Origin of the sequence: Spiroplasma endosymbiont of Atherix ibis (genome assembly GCF_964020005.1) — a bacterium.
In the GTDB taxonomy this organism is placed as follows: Bacteria; Bacillota_I; Bacilli_A; order Mycoplasmatales; family Mycoplasmataceae; genus Spiroplasma_A.
Genome location: NZ_OZ026474.1, coordinates 239,045 through 258,268, shown reverse-complemented (window position 1 = coordinate 258,268; position 19,224 = coordinate 239,045). Strand labels below are relative to the sequence as shown.

The 19,224-nt window shown below is 22.8% G+C and carries 17 protein-coding genes; all 17 read right to left on the bottom strand.

The genetic code is table 4. The annotated features are described in order from the left end of the window. Positions 1-37: 37 nt before the first annotated feature. Positions 38-607 (bottom strand): hypoxanthine phosphoribosyltransferase, encoded by a 570-nt coding sequence (gene hpt, locus AACK92_RS01400; protein WP_339021309.1) that lies wholly within the window; start codon positions 605-607, stop codon positions 38-40. 35 nt (positions 608-642) lie between these two features. Then, on the bottom strand, positions 643-1,065 hold the full coding sequence (gene ruvX, locus AACK92_RS01395) for a Holliday junction resolvase RuvX (RefSeq protein WP_339021308.1): 423 nt from the start codon (positions 1,063-1,065) through the stop codon (positions 643-645). Then, positions 1,058-1,948, bottom strand: coding sequence for a phosphatase PAP2 family protein (locus AACK92_RS01390; RefSeq protein ID WP_339021307.1), 891 nt, complete (start codon positions 1,946-1,948; stop codon positions 1,058-1,060). Before AACK92_RS01390 ends, ruvX begins: the two co-directional genes overlap by 8 nt. Before the next feature lie 70 nt (positions 1,949-2,018). Beyond that, positions 2,019-3,371, bottom strand: a complete 1,353-nt coding sequence (gene eno, locus AACK92_RS01385) for a phosphopyruvate hydratase (protein ID WP_339021306.1) — start codon at positions 3,369-3,371, stop codon at positions 2,019-2,021. 114 nt (positions 3,372-3,485) lie between these two features. Next, positions 3,486-5,312 carry a translational GTPase TypA gene (gene typA, locus AACK92_RS01380; RefSeq protein WP_422397877.1) on the bottom strand — a complete coding sequence of 609 codons (1,827 nt, stop codon included), beginning with the start codon at positions 5,310-5,312 and terminating at the stop codon, positions 3,486-3,488. Between the two features lie 276 nt (positions 5,313-5,588). Further along, positions 5,589-6,893 (bottom strand): Mbov_0401 family ICE element transposase-like protein, encoded by a 1,305-nt coding sequence (locus tag AACK92_RS01375; RefSeq protein ID WP_339021746.1) that lies wholly within the window; start codon positions 6,891-6,893, stop codon positions 5,589-5,591. Positions 6,894-7,082: 189 nt separating this feature from the next. After that, the gene (locus AACK92_RS01370; RefSeq protein ID WP_339021303.1) at positions 7,083-10,094 is read right to left on the bottom strand and encodes an Mbov_0399 family ICE element protein; all 3,012 of its coding nucleotides are present in this window, start codon (positions 10,092-10,094) and stop codon (positions 7,083-7,085) included. Between the two features lie 46 nt (positions 10,095-10,140). Further along, on the bottom strand, positions 10,141-10,407 hold the full coding sequence (locus AACK92_RS01365) for a hypothetical protein (protein ID WP_339021302.1): 267 nt from the start codon (positions 10,405-10,407) through the stop codon (positions 10,141-10,143). Next, on the bottom strand, positions 10,407-10,661 hold the full coding sequence (locus tag AACK92_RS01360) for a hypothetical protein (RefSeq protein WP_339021301.1): 255 nt from the start codon (positions 10,659-10,661) through the stop codon (positions 10,407-10,409). The genes AACK92_RS01365 and AACK92_RS01360 overlap by 1 nt, the downstream gene beginning before the upstream one ends. 255 nt (positions 10,662-10,916) lie before the next feature. Next, on the bottom strand, positions 10,917-11,195 hold the full coding sequence (locus tag AACK92_RS01355; protein WP_339021300.1) for a hypothetical protein: 279 nt from the start codon (positions 11,193-11,195) through the stop codon (positions 10,917-10,919). Positions 11,196-11,219: 24 nt separating this feature from the next. Beyond that, positions 11,220-12,899, bottom strand: a complete 1,680-nt coding sequence (locus AACK92_RS01350) for a ribonuclease H family protein (protein WP_339021299.1) — start codon at positions 12,897-12,899, stop codon at positions 11,220-11,222. Between the two features lie 274 nt (positions 12,900-13,173). After that, a complete protein-coding gene (locus AACK92_RS01345; protein WP_339021298.1) occupies positions 13,174-15,978 on the bottom strand; it encodes a type IV secretory system conjugative DNA transfer family protein in 2,805 nt (934 codons plus the stop codon). Next, positions 15,971-16,246 (bottom strand): hypothetical protein, encoded by a 276-nt coding sequence (locus tag AACK92_RS01340; protein WP_339021296.1) that lies wholly within the window; start codon positions 16,244-16,246, stop codon positions 15,971-15,973. Before AACK92_RS01340 ends, AACK92_RS01345 begins: the two co-directional genes overlap by 8 nt. Before the next feature lie 2 nt (positions 16,247-16,248). Further along, positions 16,249-17,613, bottom strand: coding sequence for a relaxase MobL (gene mobL / locus AACK92_RS01335; RefSeq protein ID WP_339021293.1), 1,365 nt, complete (start codon positions 17,611-17,613; stop codon positions 16,249-16,251). Position 17,614: 1 nt separating this feature from the next. Next, entirely contained in the window at positions 17,615-17,860 is a 246-nt protein-coding gene (locus AACK92_RS01330) for a hypothetical protein (protein ID WP_339021291.1), read from the bottom strand. A gap of 107 nt (positions 17,861-17,967) precedes the next feature. Next, positions 17,968-18,714: a hypothetical protein gene (locus AACK92_RS01325; RefSeq protein WP_339021290.1), complete on the bottom strand. Its 747-nt coding sequence runs from the start codon at positions 18,712-18,714 to the stop codon at positions 17,968-17,970. A gap of 2 nt (positions 18,715-18,716) precedes the next feature. After that, positions 18,717-19,223 (bottom strand): hypothetical protein, encoded by a 507-nt coding sequence (locus AACK92_RS01320; protein ID WP_339021775.1) that lies wholly within the window; start codon positions 19,221-19,223, stop codon positions 18,717-18,719. Position 19,224 lies beyond the last annotated feature (1 nt).

Below are 19,224 nucleotides of genomic sequence, written 5' to 3'. Positions count from 1 at the left end.
TTTTAAAATCTAATTAAATAATAAAAATGACATTAAATTATCATTTTCAAACTTTAAGTTTATCTACATCACAAACTGCAATATAAGGAAGATTCCTTAATCTTTCATCATAGTCCAATCCATAGCCAATAACAAATTCATGTTTAATAACAAAACCACTTCAATCAGCATCTATCTTAACTGTTCTTCCTTCAGGTTTATCTAAAAGAGTTACTACTTTAACTTCTTTTGCTCCTTTAAAAGAAATATAATTCTTAACATATTTTAATGTTATTCCAGAGTCAATAATATCTTCTATTATTAATACATGTTTATCTTTAATAGAAATATTTAAATCCAAATTAATTTTAGGTTCTCCTGTTGTTTTTGTTCCTCCCAAATAGGAAGAAACGACCATATATTCTGTTTGACATTCATGGTCAAAATATTTAATAAAATCTGCCATAAAAGGAATACAACCTTTTAAAAGACCTATAAGAATAACTGTATTTTCATTTACATTTTTACTTTTATAATAACTTTCTATTTCTTTTGCTAACTGTTTAGTTCTTGTCTCTATTTCTTCTTTTGAAAATAGAATTTCTTTAACTAAAGGATGATTTTTCATTTATACCTCCACTTATTTACAAATTGATTATATACTTACTTAATTGAGTTGATATATGTTTCTAAAATTAATTTAGCAGCAATTTGATCTTTATTTTCTTTTTGTTTTTTTCTACTTAAATCAGCAGAAATCATAACTTGTTTTGCCATTCTTGTTGTTAATCTTTCATCTACTCTTTCAATTAAGTCACTTGAAATAATCTTTTGCTCAATCATTTTATCAATAAATTCTTCAACCATTTCAACTCTATGCCCTTTTGAACCATCCATATTTTTTGGATATCCAACTATTATTTTTTCAAATCCCTCTTTTTTAAGAAAGGAATTTAGTTTTGTAATAGCTTCAAGAAAATTATTTTCTTGATATCTAATTGTTTCTTTAGGATTTGCAAAATAACCTTCACTTGTAGCGATTCCTATTGTTTTACTTCCCAAATCTAATCCAATATATTTAGCCATTTCTTTTTATCCTCTTATATAATTTTTCTACAATTTTTAGTGTTACAAGATAATATAGAATAATTAAAAACATTGAAAATGATAAATCTGTTATGAAATGTTTTTGCATTGTCATTCTTGAAATTGCCATTAACATAATTAAAATTATTACTAATGAAAATAATAAAATTCTAAATATATTCTCTCACTTTTTATTTTTAAAAATTATAAAATATAATAAAATAATTAATTGAGCGATTGCCATAGTATGACCAGAAGGAAAACTTGTACTTTGTTTACCAACTCTATTAAAGTTTATTTGAAATACATACTGAAATGAGTTTTTAAGTTCAATTACTGCTTCAGGCCTATTTCTTCCAAATATATACTTGAACAATATTAAATTTGTTCAACATAAAATCATAAATACAATACTAATATTTGCACAATAAAATATTCTATTTATTCTTTCAATATTATTAGATAATAAAAGTTTAATTCATATATAACTAATTCAAAAAATTAATAATGTAAGAAATAAACACATAATTGCTATAGAAATTTTATTTGATAAATCATTGTTAGAATTTTTAATACTAACAAATAAATAAAAAGAAATTGCAATATAAATTAAATCAAATAATACAATTACTAATATTTTAACTATACTGCTAATTTTTTTTGTATTTATAAGTTTTAAAAAATACGCTAAACAGATTATATAAATAGGAAAAATTATTATAAGTGAACCTATCTTATCAAAAAAAAGAGAAAAGAAACTATTTGTCAAATTATTGCCTATCATTAATGCAATTTTATAATCATAAATTGCAATTATTATAAAATACAATAAAAAAACTAATAATAAAAATATTAATGTTCAATTTTTCCTCTTTTTCAACATAAAAATCACCTTATTTAATTATAAATAAAAAACGAACCTTTTTAAGGTTCGAGTAAAATTTATATTTTTATTATTTTGTTAAGTTATAGAATGATTTTAAACCATCATAAATTGCAGCTTCCCCTAATTCTGCTTCAATTTCTAATAATCTATTGTATTTTGCAATTCTATCAGATCTTGACATTGAACCAGTTTTAATTTGTCCTGTATTTAAAGCAACAGCTAAATCAGCAATTGTTGTATCCTCAGTTTCACCTGAACGATGTGAAGTAACAGCTGTTCAACCAGCTTTTTGAGCCATTTGAATAGTTTCAATTGTTTCTGTTAAAGTTCCAATTTGATTTAATTTAATTAATATTGAGTTTGCTGCTTTCTTTTCAATTCCTTCTGCAGTAATTTTAGGATTTGTTACAAATAAATCATCTCCAACAATTTGTATTTTGTTTCCCATTGTTTTAACTTGTTTTTGGAATCCATCTCAATCTGATTCAGCCAATCCATCTTCAATTGAAATAATTGGGTATTTATCAACTAATTTATCTAAGAATGAAACCATTTCATCTGTTGTTAATGCTCATTCTTTTCCAGTTAATTTTTCAATTTTTTTGAAATGGTATTTTCCATTAATATATAATTCTGAATTAGCACAATCCATTGCAATCATAATTCCATCTTTTCCAGTTTTGTAACCAGCTTTTTTAATAGCTTCTACTAGTAAATCTAAAGAAACTTCAACTGGAGTTTTTGCTTTAAATGCTTCAATAGTTTCATTTGGATATGCTCATGCAAAATTTGGAGCAAATCCTCCTTCATCTCCAACAGCTGTAATATCTTTTTTATCTTGTAATAATGATTTTAAAGCTTGGAAAGTTTCTGAAGCTCATCTTAAAGATTCACTAAATGTTGGAGCACCAACAGGCATAATCATAAATTCTTGGAAATCTATTGCTGAATCAGCATGTTCACCACCATTAATAACATTTAACATAGGAACTGGCAATCTTCTAGCGTTTGTTCCTCCAATGTATCTGTATAATGGAATTTCTAATTCACTTGCAGCTGCTTTAGCAACAGCTAAAGAAACACCTAAAATAGCATTTGCTCCTAAGTTTTTTTTGAAGTCATCTCCATCTAATTTACACATTACTGTATCAATAGCAATTTGATCAGTTACTTCCATTCCAATAATTACATCAGCTATTTTGCTATTTACATTATCAACAGCTTTTAAAACACCTTTTCCATTGAAACGATTTTTATCTCCATCTCTTAATTCTAGTGCTTCTCTTGATCCAGTTGAAGCTCCTGAAGGAACTTTTGCAGTTCCAAATCCACCAAATTCAGTTGTTACATCAACTTGAACTGTTGGAAATCCACGTGAATCAAGTACTTCACGTGCAACAATATTAGTTATTTTTGACATATTAAAATTCTCCTTACACTTCTATAATAACCCTATTTTTCTAGATTATTTAGAATTTTTTATTGATATGAGTGGAACTTTTTTTAAAAAAAAATTCCTATATGGAATTTTTCACTAATGTGGATCATTTCTATGCTGTTTTCTTTCGTTTTCTGAAAGTCATTTTTTTCTTAATCTAATATCTTCAGGAGTTACTTCAACAAGTTCATCTCATTCAATAAACTCTAAAGCTTCTTCAAGAGTGAATTTTCTTGGTGGAGTCAGTTTAACTGAATCATCACTTCCTGATGCTCTAGTATTTGTTAATTTCTTACCTGTTGTTGGGTTAACATTTAAGTCATTGTCACGTGAATGCAATCCTACAATCATTCCATCATAAACTTCAACTTGAGGTCCAACAAATAAAATACCTCTCTCTTCTAAGTTATTTAGAGCATAAGGAAGAGTTACTCCATTTGCCATAGAAACTAAGGTACCATTTTGTCTTCCTTCAATTTTTCCTTTATATTCTTCATAACCAATACTTGATTTAACCATAACCCCTTCCCCACGAGTATCATTTGTAAATTCTGATTTAAATCCAATTAATCCTCTTGTTGGAATATGATATGTTACTTTATCTCTTATTCCATCAGAATCCATGTCAGTCATTATACCTTTTCTTAAATTTAATTTATTAATAACTGTCCCTGAATATTCTGTTGGAACATCAATTGTTACTTTTTCCATTGGTTCTAACTTGTTACCTTTTTCATCAATTTTAATAACTACTTCTGGTCTTGAAATTCCTAGTTCAAATCCTTCTCTTCTCATAGTTTCAATTAAAACAGATAAATGAAGTTCACCTCTACCTAGAACTTTAAATCCATCAGCAGATGAATCAGTTAAAGATTCTACTCTTAAACCAACATTTACTTCTAATTCTTTATCTAATCTTTCTTTGATGTTTCTTGTAGTAACATATTTACCAACTCTTCCAGCAAATGGAGAAGTATTTACTAAAAAATTCATACTCATAGTTGGTTCTTCAATAACAATTGGAGGTAATGCATCAATTTTATCTGGTTCACACACTGTATCTCCAATTGTTAAATCACTAATTCCTGAAATAACAACAATTTCTCCAGCTCGAGCTTCTTTTACAGCAACTCTTTTTAAGCCTTCATAAATAAATAATCCTGAGACTTTACCTTTTGCAACACTTCCATCATTTTTGCTAATAGCAACTTGTTGTCCTTCTTTTAAAACACCTTTAAATAATCTTCCAATTCCCAATCTTCCAATAAATGAATCATATGCTAGAGAAGAAATTTGCAATTGAACTGGCTCTTTTGCCAATTCTAATGGATAATTTCCTACTTGCTTTATAATTGTTTCAAATAAAGGAACTAAATTGTCACTTTTTTCTTCCATTGAATACTGTACAATACCTTCACGAGCTGTTCCAAACAATGAAGGAAATTCTATTTGTTCATCATTTGCATCAAGTTCCATAACTAATTCTAGTACTTCATCAACTACTTCTAAAGCTCTTTGATCTTTTTTATCAATTTTATTCACTAAAAGTATAGGTCTTAATCCCAATTCTAATGCTTTAGAAAGAACAAATCTTGTTTGAGGCATTGGCCCTTCAGCTGAATCTACCAATAATATTACTGTATCAACCGTTTTCATTATTCTTTCAACTTCACTTGAAAAATCAGCATGGCCTGGAGTATCAACAATATTAATTTTGTATCCATTATATTCAATAGCACAATTCTTTGAATAAATTGTAATTCCACGTTCTCTTTCTTGATCATTACTATCCATAACTTGCTCTTTTACTTCTTCATTTGCTCTAAAAACATTTGATTGACTTAAAAAAGCATCAACTAGAGTAGATTTTCCAGCATCTACGTGAGCAATAACTGCTATATTTATTATTTTTTTATTCATAATGTTCTCCTATTTAGTCTTTAATAATTTAATAACTTATAGATAATACCAAATATTTAACTTTTATGCTAATAAATATTAATGGGGGTTATATAAAAAATGTGGGGTGTATATATTATGGATGATTTGATTTTTTTATATAAAAAGTGCTTTCTTAAAATAATTATATTATTTTTTTGTAAAAAAAGAATATAAAATATGAATAATTTTAAAAAAAATTAACATAAAAATGACATATTTCTATGTTAATTTTTACTATAAATAAGGAAACAAAAATATTTAAACTCTTTTAAATCCTGGTTGTTTTATTTTAGCTCATGAGCCTTTTCTTGATATATCTGATTTTTTATCTTTTCATAATAAACCTATAGTTTTGTATTCTATTACTTCTTTATATATATAGTCCAAATTATTAATTTGTAGTGTTTCTATTTCATACTCTAATAACTCACATATATCATAACCATTAGCATGTATTTGTTTAATTTTTAATAAATTACTAAAGGTTTTAAAGCCATATATTTTTTTTCCATAACCTAATGTTTGTTTTACAAAAGATGATACTTGTCCTTCAGTATGAGATGATGAATCGAACTTTTTATAATAATTTTTTATGGCACAACTGTTTCTTTTAATAAAACTTATGAATTTAATAAACTCTCTTAATTTTTCTTTTTCATTGCTCGATTCTAATCATAAAAATACCTCGTTTAGAGCATCTAGAACATAGTTATAACTTAATCCTTTTAATATAGAGGTTTTTATATATAAAAAGGGTTTTTTTCATTTCTCACTAGTAAATCTATTACGATTATTATAAGGAAACACATTAGATAATTTTTTTAATAAATGATACTTATCTAAAACATAAAACCCTCCAAGTTCATATGCCAAATTATTTATTCATGTCGCATTATCTCCTAAAATAATTAGTTGTTTATTTTCGTAGTTTCTATAATGATTATTTATAAAAGCTTTAATTCTTTTTGAATAATCTAATGTAGAAATTCCTTTACCTTTTTCAATTAACATATAATCTATTTTCTTATTTTCCAAATATTTTCTATTATGAATACCTTTTCTTGCACCAGTATGAATAGTTGCAATTCTAATTCTAAAATTAGTTTTTTTATTATCTTTAACAAAATTTGAAAAAGTATCATCAGTTTCAATATAAATGTATTCTTTTTTTGAAACATCTATTTTATTGCCTTTTAAATCTTCAATTGTATCTTGAGATATATTAAATTTTTTAACTATGTTTGAGATTGTTTGTTCACTAATTTTACTGTTACGTAAACAATCAACAATATCACAGTATCTGTTTCCTCTCCCAACTCGATTTAAAATCTCTATCTTTAAATTTGGTATTATTCTTTGATATTTTTCAATAGGAATTTCTTGATCAACTAAAACTTTAACTTCCTTTGTAAATTTATTTCAATATCTAGTTCTTAAAAAACTTACATCACCATATAAAGTTTTTATTTTTCTATATCTATAATCTTTTATTTGCCATCCACAAGCAATTCTTTTTTTGTCATATCTTATTCTTAAATCTATTCTTTCAAATTCTTTTTGAATATCTTTTTTAGCTTTATCTAGTAACTTCTCTTCGAAATCTTAAAAATAAAGATTTTGATTAAAGTAGACAGTTTTTTTATAATTTGCAAAATTGTACTTTCCCATAAATACACCTTTTAATCTCTTATAAGTAAATTTTAACTTTAAAGAAAATAAAAAGCTTTAAAAAAATAAAATAGTTTATTTAAACTATTTTATTTTTTTTACTTTTCTTCGTTTTCATAAAATAACTCCAAATAAAATTAAAAGTACTATTGAAAAACAAATAATTAAAATAATTCATCATCTTACAGTTTTATTAGAAATATTGTTTTTCTTACTAACTTCTGGTTTAAAGGGAGGTTCAGGAACCTCAGGTGCAACATTGTTATCTTTTGGATCATTAATAATTTTATAACTTGTCAAACCACTTAGTTTAATTGATTCATCTTTAGAAACTATAAATATCTCTAAAATAACTTGAGTTTTTGAATTAAGAAATTTATATAAAACATTTTCTAAATCCGTATCTATTTTTATATCTTTTGCTTGACTTGAATTTAAAGAAATATAATAATCTTTGTCATATTCATATTCTCAATCTATTTTTTTAGGTTTATATGTTTGTAATATTTTTTTAACATATTCATAAATATAATTATTTAAAAAGTTCTTCTTTATTTGATTATCAGCATTAGTAAAATTATATCTAATTGATTTCAAATCTTTAATTGTTGATAAATCAAAATTTTTACTTTCCTCAAATTCTTTATTATTAATAACATTAAAATTTTGTTTTCCTATTAACAATGAGGAAGTACTTACTGCTTTAATAAATAAAATAATCTTTTTATATTTATTACTCTCTGATAAATTTATAAAATCTTGAAAATCTAATTCTTCAATTTGTTTTTCATTTTCATCACATATTATATAGTCTGTTTTATATACAGTATTTTTAATAAATTTTTCTATATACTTTTTAACATGATTTATAATTTTATTTTTTACTTCTAAAGGATTAATTTCATTAATTTTTAAACTACTTATATTTAATTTTTTTAAATCTTTATAACTTACAGGATTTTGTGGGACATCAATTTTTTGACTTATTTGGTCGCTAACATATTTTTTTCAATACATGATAATTTGTTCATAAGTTAACTCTTCAATTTTTTGACTTGTATTTATAGAAGTATAAGAGATTAAATAATTTTTCAAATGAATACCAGCTAAAGAATCTCAAAATTTAAATATAGATTGATTTTTTGAAACAAAATCAAGACTTGTAAACCTTGTATAATCTTTTGATTTATTTGAAATATAAAGCAATTTGTGAATAGTACTTCCTTTAGTTGCATTTATATCCTGATTCCCTGGATTTGATGGGTCAATAGTTTCTTTAACATAATCTTGTAAATAAATTACATAATGTCAAAGTCCCTCTATTGATCATTGCTCATTTTGATTTATATTCACATTTTCTTGTTTACTGATAACTTTAAAATTTTCATCCAACTTTAATCTATCAACTCTATAAATTTTTGCTTTATCAAATTTTTCTAATAATGTAACTCCACTATTTGCAACAGCCGCTTCAACTATTATAGACTTATTAATATTTTTATAATCAGTTATTATGTTACCAAATTTATCAAGAGGGTCTTGATAAAAAGGAAATTTCATATCTCTTTCAATATAAATATATTCATTTCTCATTCCAGTTTTAGAATTAATGGAAGGATCATAATCAGGATTTGGTTTTCCATCTCCTAGCGTTTTTTCTATTAATTTACTTTGCTCTAAATTTTCTTTAGGATTTCAACCAACTCATCTATAATTTAATTTATTAGCAAGAGATTGAATATTAATATTTAAACTTAGTTTTGTAATACCTTTTAAATTTTTAATACCATTTACTTCAATTTTATAAGTATTCAAATTATTATCTAATTTAATTCTATAGATATTATTAAATACAGGAACTTCTTGACCATTTACAGTTAGGATTTCAGATTCACTTATTGCAGTAAAAGTAACATCAATGGAGTTATGATATACAAATGTATTATTTTTAACATCATATTCAGGTTTATCAATAATTAGTTCATTAAGTTGAGAATTTGGATTAACAATTTTTCCAGGATTAATTACTAATCTTTTTTGTGCAGACCTTTGATAATAGAAATCAGTTAAAGTAATATTAACTGGCATTATAACATTTGTTAAAAATTGCTTTGAACCTGAAATTTGTTGTTCATCTTTAAAAGTTATGGAAACATAACTCTTCTCATCATTAAAAGTATCATTTATTTTTAAAATAGGTTTACTAAATCAAGCAGAATAGTCTATTCCAAAAGAGACTCTCAATCTTTTATCAATTTCTTCTAAAATTAATTCTTTATTAGATTTTAATAATTTACCTGGTAAACCATTTTTTTCATTATTGCTAATATCAGGAGATGTATCACTTTTTATAGTAAAATTTTTAGACAGAGCACTTTGTATTTTATTTTTTAAATTATTTTGATTAAAATTTGATTTAAATTGAAATGAATCTATACTTAATATGACAAAACTTGCATGATTATATCAAGAACCACCTTTTCAATATACCGAGGCTCCTAATTTTCATTTTAATATTAAATTATTACCTCTTCATGAATGTCCAAACTCTATTTTTAAAAGAGCTTTATTAATTTCATTGTGATAAGAATGTGCATATATTCATCCACTATTTGATGAGAAATTATAATCTATATCTTTATTTAGTCTAGGTGATATATTTTTCTCATCATTATCACTTCATCCTGTTCCTCCATCTCAGGTGTTGTAATTATAATAAAAACTAACTTTAATCTCTTTATAATTATCTAAAAAAACTTGCTTATTTGGAGCATAATTTAATACATTTATTTCTTTTGCTTGTCATTCAGAATAATATCATTCTCCGTTACTAACTTTGTTATGTCTTTGATCACTGCAATTTGAACAACTTGGTAATGAATCAACTTCTTTACCACTATCAATATAAAGTCTTTGAGTTCTTGAATAAAAATCTGAATATAAATTAAAACTAGGATATGAAGGATCATAACTATAATTTGAAATATCTTCCAAATTATTTTTTAACTCTTTTTGTTCAATATTATTATTAAACTGTTTTAATGGAATATAACTTAAATTCATAAATAAAAATAAACTTAATATTACTTTTTTCATATATAAATAAAATAGCAAAATATGAATTTTGCTATTTTAGGATATTTTATCTAGATAATGCATCATCAATTAAATCATATTCCACATTATTAACTTTTTCTTGTTTTGCATCTTCATCTGCAACAGCATAACTTATTCAAAATCCTGCAATTCAAAATACAACACAAATAACTACAGCAAAAGAAAAAATTCCTAAAATTGGAGTAACTTTACCTAATACTCATTCTTTAATTGGCTCTCCACTTATTCCAGATTCATTCGAATCAGCTAAGAAATTTATTCCAATAGAAAAATAAAATAAGATTTGATTCATTATCTTATATATTCATTTTTCTTATTTTTTTGTTTTATAGATGGAATTATTTCTTTCTCAATAACTTCTTGAACCGCAGATTCAACATTATCATAATCTCTTAGTAAAGTTTTAGAATTTCTCCCTAAATTCATAACTTCAATATTGTCAATTTTTTCATTTAATATTGAATTTTCTACTATAGATTCTGATATTTTTTTAATAACATCTGGATTATTTAGGCTATTTAATATTAAATTAATTAATTTCTTCATATTATTTTCTCCTTATTCATTGGTTCCTAAAAAATATGCTAGAAAATAAAAAAAGAGATAAGTTAGTTTCCTAACATATCTCTTGTGAACTATTTATATTATATATTAAAAAATTATTTAAAGTAATATACATTTTTATTTATCTAATTTATTTATTTTATGCTATTTTTGTAAATAAATAGTTATACAAAATTAACTATTAAAATATAATAGCTTTTCTCTAATTATATTTCTTGATAATTAAATTCTAACTTATTAAATAGAAAAATTTTTTAATACAATTAATTTTTCAAAATTTATAAATGTTTTTGAAACTTTTCTTGACTTTAATAGATCAATTTTATTATCTTTAATAGGTAAATAAAAATAATCTTTATTAACCTTACAAACTATATTATCTATATTATTTTTCTTTATACTATTAGTATGATTATTTTTAGTAATAAAATTATTAAATAATTCTTCAGTTTCAAATGATATTAAAAAATCAAATTTATCATTTTCAATATTTTTATAATATTTAATTTTTTTCATAATAATCACCTAAATTCTTTTGTATTATATCTTATCATTAATTTTTTTAATTCACTCTAAAATTTTATTAAAAATATTTTCTACTTCTTCTAATGAGTTTATTTTTTTTAAATTATCAGGTAATAAATTTCCATGCAAGTATGAATTTCTATATTCTTTATATAGGTTATATCCTTCAATAATCAATAACGAGTTATCCTCTGAAATAGTTTTATCTGTAATTATTCTTTCACCCTCTTTATTTTTATTAAAAATATTAAATTTAATTCAACCATCTTTTTTTATTAATAAAGGGGGTTTTTTTGAACTTTTCTTCATTATAAAATCTGCTATTAGAGTTTCTAAAACTCTAAAAGTAGATGTAAGAATAAAACAATAATCTTTAAAATTATCATCATAATTTCTTATAATTACTATTAACTTTGGAGTCTGTCTAATTAATTCTTTTAAACTATCAGGTATATTTTCTAATAATTCAATATCTGAATCAAAATCTGTATTTTCTTTTTGTTCATAATCAAATTCATCTATAATATTTTCAATAATATTGATAATTTCTTGATCCAATAAAATATTTTTAAAATAATTTATTAATAAAAAAACTACTTCTATAAAAAGTGAAGTTAAACCTCCTTGAATTACTAAAGAATTCTTATAAAAATTAATAGTTAATTTATTGTCACTAGCATCCTTTACATTAATTTGCTTATTATCAATTTTATTAAAATTATAATTTTCAAGTATTTTCAAAATTTCTTCAAATGAAATTATATTAGTTTTAATAGATATTATTTTATTTTTACGTTTAATTTCTTGACTAAAATTTTTATCGATATATTCTTTAAACTTAAATCCTTGTTTTTTTATATTTTCTTCTTTTTCTTGATACATAGTAAATAAACCATTTTTACTAATAGAAAAAGTAAATTCGTCGTTTGAAACTGTATCTTTTAAAATAAATTCTTCTTTTATTTTATTATTATTTCTATTAACTAATTCTAATGTTTTAAATTTTTTTGTTATTGCAGTTTCAATATATTTATCTATTTCAAATGGATTTACATAATTATACATTCGATTTATTAAATCTGATGCACTTTTAAAATCCTTTCCTTGTTTAGCTAAACTATCTGCTAAATCATTAAATAAATTATTGGAATGGGATTTAACTTTTTTAAATTTTATAATTATATCTTTTTTATACTCATTTAGAAAATACTTAAAATCTTTTGAAATATTTTCTTTTGCTAATCATTCATTATTTGATCATTTAATTATTCCTTCATAGTCTACATAAATTAGAATATTTTTATAATTATTTTTAATAGCTCATAAAATAACTTCCATAACAGCAGCAATTTCACCAGCTATATTGTTTGATGACATTCATCTTTTTTCTTTATATTTATAAGAAATTTTCTTAATTATTTTATTTTCTTTTATAATTACTCCTCCAGCTTTAAAAATATCTTCAGTTTGAGGATCAAAACTTCCATCTGTATAAGCTACTAAAACAAAATTTGATTCATCTATTTCTGTAACTTCTTTATTAAAATCTAAATATTTTTGTGCTTCTTCTTCAGTTAAAAAAGATTTATATTCTTGACCTGAAAAACCTTTAATTTGTTCTTCACATTCTTTTCATGAAGAATAAATACCTGGTGTTTTTCCTTTTTTAACAGCATAATATTTCTTATTTTTCATAATATTAAATTTATCCTTTAGTTCTTCTTTTAACTATTATAATTATTATTTTTTATACATTAAAAGTATAAACCATTTTCTCTGTTAAAACTAATAATTTTAACTCAATATTTATAAATATCTAATTCACGAAGTGTAGCAGGATAGAGAGTGATATCACTTCATATTTATATAAAAAATACTCCTTTTTTAAAGGAGTATTTTCTCACAAACTATGTTAAGTGATATCATTTTTTTCGGTGAAACCGAAACTAAGAAAATAAATGCATATAAACTAATATTTTGAGTTTTTACATCTCTCAAGTATTTTTTTATTTTCTTCAGCTATTTTAAGCTGTTGTTCATATAAACTATTATATTCTTGCTTTTGTTTTGTAGTCATTTCATTTGGTAACAGATTAGAATATTTATAATAACTTTCTTTAATTTTTTCTAATTTAAAATAATTTTTTTCTATTTGATCTTTCATACTTTTTTTATTTCTAAACTTTTCTTCAATGTCATAAAACATTGAAGTTAACTCTTCATTTTCATCATCTAGTTCCTCATTTTCTTCTACTTGTTGAACTATTTCTTTTAAGTGTTTTGATTTAATATTTTGCTTTTGCAAAACTATATTCTTATTTTGTTCTTCTAATAAAGACTTGTAATTATAATTGTGATAATCTTCAATCGAACTATTATTAAAATCCAAATTATTTTCTATTTCTAAATTATCTAAATTATTTAAAGACTCTCATTCTGCTAATTCTTTATCTGCTCCAATATAATTAATTCACTCTTGATAATCATTATCTATAAAATTAAAATAGTGATTTTTCTTATAATTAATTGAATTAGAAGGAACAAAACTACGTTTATAACTCATATATTCTTTAAATTTTTTAACTTTATAAGAATATATTGAATGAAGCAAAGCAGGGTTTTTACCACTTTTTTTAACTATCATAAAATTATCATCTAAATTTAATATTTCATTTCCCCTAATTAAAGGAACAGTTGTAACATTAGTAGTTTCCTCTTCTTTTTTATTTTTATAATCTTTTTTCTCTACTCTATTAAACTTATCATTAATATTAAAAGCTACTATTGGCTTTTCTCCATATTCTTTTGATAACTCATCTGCAGTTGATGAATCATTAGTTCTAATATAAATACTTGCATTACAGTTATATTTAATAGTTTGTGATTCAGTTTCTCCATAAGCAGTTTTTAATTGACCATAGTCTTGCAAAATTAACATAAAGAAAATATTTCTACTTCTAGCTACAGTAATCATTTGTGCAAATGTTGGTATTTTAGGAAAGTTACCAAATTCATCTAAATAAAACTGAATTTGTCTAGATAATGTAGCTTCTTTTAATCTACCACTAACTTTATTATTTGTAGCTACTTTAACTGAAGTTTTATACAATTGATCTACAAAACAAGCTACTAAAGGATGAAATGTTTTATCATCATCTGGAACAATTAAATATAAAATTGTGGGTTTTTCTCCATAAGCTATTTCTTCCATATTTATTAAATTTTGTGTACTGCATAACATTCCTTGAACACTTGTAAAAGTATAAAGAGTTGTTTCTGCTTTAGCTGTTGTTATAATGGATTTTTGAGTCTGTTCACTTGAATTCACTACTGTAAGAATTTGATTTAATCCAAAAGAATCCTCGCCATCTTTATTTTTAACATCTCTAAATTTCTCTATTCATTCTTCAAAATTTGTTTCATCCATCATTTTAATTATATTTACAATATTAAATTTTTCTAAAGGTAAAGCATCTTGATTTTTATCCATAATTTCTAACATAATAACTGCTATTCCTATAAAAAAGGTTCTTGATGCATTAACTCAAAAAGGATCTCCATTATCAGAAGTTTGAATAATAATACTTGCTAGATTCATTATCTCTTTTTCAGATAAGGACTTTAAATTTTTAATATGATTCTCTACTTTTATTTCAAAGTCATATTCATTTATATGAAATCTACCATTTGAAACATATAATTTTATTTCTTCTCCTTTTTCTCAACCGTTATTTAATATTTCTTTTTGAAAGTTTTCAACACAATCTATACAATTTTTAGTATCATGAATTGAACATAATAATTGAGTTTGTGAATTATGTAGTTCAATAACTTCTTTATTTATGTATTCTTTTACAGTAACTAAATTTGTAAATGTTTTAACAAAAGTATATTCGTTTCTATAATTAATAGCTTCTTTTCTATACTTTCAGCTAATATATAAAGGATTTCATGAATAACTTGTTGTAGTATCTCTAAAATTTAATACTTTTACATCATAGCCTTGTAATTCAAGTATTCCACTAGTTTGTTCATAAATTTCTCCTTTAGGATCAGTAATTACCATTGTTGGTTGTTCTTTATTATCTAAAAAGGCATTTCTAATAATACCAGGAAAAATAAGTTTTTGAGTTTTACCACTACCTGTTGAACCCATTACTAATAAATGAAGTTTTTCTAAAGTATGATATACAATATTATATTTAAAATGATATTTATCTATTTCTAATTCTCATTTTTCTAAACTATTTGAATACTTCTCAGTATCTAAAATATTGTTTTCTCCATCATAATATTCAAAGTTTTTAGCTAATGGAGGAACAACAAGAGTATTTTTATCTTTTGTTCTATATTGACAATTTATAACTCATGCAGCTTTTTTTATTATTTCTTTTTTAGGTTTACAACATTTTTTAATATCACAACCAAAGTAATGATGAAACTCTTTTAAGGTTTTTTCTTGTTTACTTAAATTACTTATTTCTGTTTCATTGTGCATTCATCTTGCAATTCCAAAATCTTTTATTTTATTTGTATCAACATTCTTTACAGCTTTTTTTGATTTATTATTAAATATTATTTTTCAAGTTATATAAAAATATCATCCTACCAATCCAATAAAAGGAATAAATAGAAAATTTTTATACTTTATTAAAAGTTTAACTTTTACTATTTCATATTTAATTAATAAAAAAAGACTAATCAATATAATTAAACCAATAAGAAAAAAAATAGTTGTAACTAATCATCTTTTCTTTTTTGAAATCTTATGCATATTTAACTCCTCCACTAATAGCTAAAAGTAATACAAAAATAATTAACAAAATTAACAAAAATAATTTATATAATTTAATTTTATTTTTTAAAATAAAACGATAATAAGTTTTTTTTCTAAAAAATACATTAATAGTAATTTCATCAATTTCTTTTTTATTCATTTTTCTAAGTATTTTTTGACATTTTAAATATTTTCAAATAAAAATTATTAATAAAAGAATAACTATAGCTCCAATTATAGAAGTAATTTGTTCTAAAGTTTGCATAACTATTTTTTAGTTCTTTCTCTTTCTTTAAATATTTCCTCTGTTTTATTTGTTTCAAATGAAACATAACTATTCATAATTTTTATTAACTTAGAAATTTTAATCAATAAATCACTTATAATAGAGATTCTTATTTTTCTTATTTTTGGATAATATTTTGCTGAAATAATACCTTTTCTTGATATATCAATATTTCTTTTTATTGCATACAAAATTCTATTGCCAATTCTTGAATATAGTCCATCTCTGCCATAAAGAGACTCATAGATAAATTTACTATCTTTATTATTATTTATTTCATTGACTGCATTTTGATAACCTTGTAAATTTTTTACATAAACTTTAAACTCTTGACTAATATTTTTATCGTTTTTTAAAATATGATTAATAATTTTATTAATTCTTTGTTTTTCTGTTTTATTTAAAAGATTATATTTTAAGGAATTTACTTTTTTAAATTTCGCTCTATTATTTTCATAATTATATTTATTAATTTCATATACTATTTTTTCATAATCAGATGTTAAATCATTATAGATCTCTTTTACATCCATTCAAGAAGAAGTTTGTCAAATTATTGGTTCTTTTAAACTTTGTTTAAAATGATTTACAAGATTTTCTCTCTTTTTCATAAAATCTTTATACTCTATGTTTTGTTCTTTTAATATTAAGTCAGTTGCAAATCTAAAGCGAAAATCCTCTAAAAGATGTTTATCAAAATGATATTTTGGTTCATATCCTTTTAAGCATCTTGTTGGTTCTTTTTCAAAGAATAATAAATGCACATGAGGATTGTCAGTATTTTTATGAAAAGTAAAAAATCATTCCATTTTATCAGAGTTAATGCCTTTAGATTTAAAAAGCATATTTATTCTATCTTTTAAAACATCATGAACAATTTCAGGAGAATATATTTTATACTTTTCAACAAAAGCAGATTCAAATGAAATAACTGTATCTCAAACAAATTGCTTTTCTTGATTTATTTTTAATAAATTAGATTTAATTTCTCCTAATCTTTCTTCATTTACTAATCCTTCTTTACTTCAAACTCCGGTAACTTCCTCTTTTACAGTTTTTAAATACTCTATTTTTTTATAATATTCCTTTGAGTTAGTTTCTCTTAATTTATTTAATTCAATTAACTCATTTTTAGTTAGATTTAATTTATAAATAGCATCCCCTCGTGTAATATAATCTAAATAAGTTCTATTTTTAGTTTTATTATTTTTTTGAGCTTTTCCAGAATAATAATATTCTATTCTTTTAGAAATATCATTTCTAGTTTTTCCCAACTTATCCTTAGGTTTTATTTTAAAAACTACAGGAGATTTAAAATTTTTATATTCATTAAAGGGTGTATTCATATTATTCTTTCTCCTTTTCATAATAAAAATTATTAACTTTTGCTTTATCTATTTGATTAATTTTTTCATCTTCTTTTTGAAAAACTATAACTTGAATTTTTTTCATGATAATTTCAATTTTATTTAATGTTTTTTGATAATCAGATAAAAACTTTTTATCTATTTCATTAATAAAACTGTACTTTTCTAAAAACTGATTTCATAAACTTTTTATTTGTTCAAAATATTTCAAAATTTTTTCTTTCAAAAACTCACCTTTTCTATTTTAAAAGGATATGTTAGAAAATAAAAAAACAAGAGCTAAGTTAGTTTCCTAACATATCTCTTGTGAACTATTTATATTATATATTATTTTTATTCTCAGTTTACTAAAATATCACTAATCTTATTATGTAATTTTTGAATTTTATCAAATCTTAATTTTCAAAATGCAGTTAAATCATCTATAAATTTTATATCTTTTTGTAAATCTATTACATTAACTCCTTCACCTGGATTGTCAATTTGAGCTTGTTTAGCAGTTTTATATCTAGCTAAAGCTGAATTCATGCCCATAGCATATATACCTCATTTACCTTGAGATTTAATTTCTTCATGTAATCCAGAGTAATAAGAAATATATAAATTTAAAACTTTTAGTCTAAATTGAAATCATTTTTTAGAATAACTTTTTTGATTTAATTCATTAATATCAATTTCTTCATATTTATAATTACCATCAAACTCATCAATTCTAACTAAATCTCATTGTGCTTCATTTGCATATCATATTATTGATTGAAAATAAATATCTCCATTTAAATATCATATTTCATTTTCTGATTTACCTTCATCTACTCAATTCTTAATAAAATTACCATAAAAATCATTTGCTGTTTTTAAATAATAATCTCTTGCTTTTTGATATGACAGTTTATTTTTATATTTATAATCTCAATTTGCAGCAGTTTGTTTTAATTCTTTAATAGCTTCTTGTTCTTTTTTATCTCCATTTTCTTTATCAACAGTTCCATTATTATCAAATGTTTTACAACTAGTAACATAAATAATTGAACTTGTTATTAAAGTAATAGAAGAAGTTAAAGCTAAAAGTTTTTTCATATTTATCTACTCCCTCTAGAAAAATCATGTTTCTTATCATATTCATTTTTATATTTTTTATCGTAATAATCTACTTTTTTTCTTAATTGTTGGACTTCCAGTTTTAACTGTTGATTTTCAAGTCTTAACTGTTGATTTTCTTCTTTTAAAACTTTAATTTCTTGTGTTAATTCAGTTATCAATTGCTTTACTTCAATTTTAAATTCATTAAATTCCTTTTCTAATTTTTCTCTTTTATTTTTTTCTTCTAAATATTTTTCTTTTCAATCAGTTTGATCAATATCAATTATTGGGCCAAGTGGTCCAACAGGTTTTTCAGTAATTTTTCTTTCTCTTTTAGGAACTAAATTTAAATATTCATTAACATCTTTTCTCATTGCTTTTCCTATTCTAATTGCTTCTTCTTTTGGAAGCGAATTCATATAACTTTTAAATTCATCAAGTGTCATTGAACCCTTTATTTCATAGTTTTCTTTCGAAAAACACAATATAATGTTTTTACTATCCATA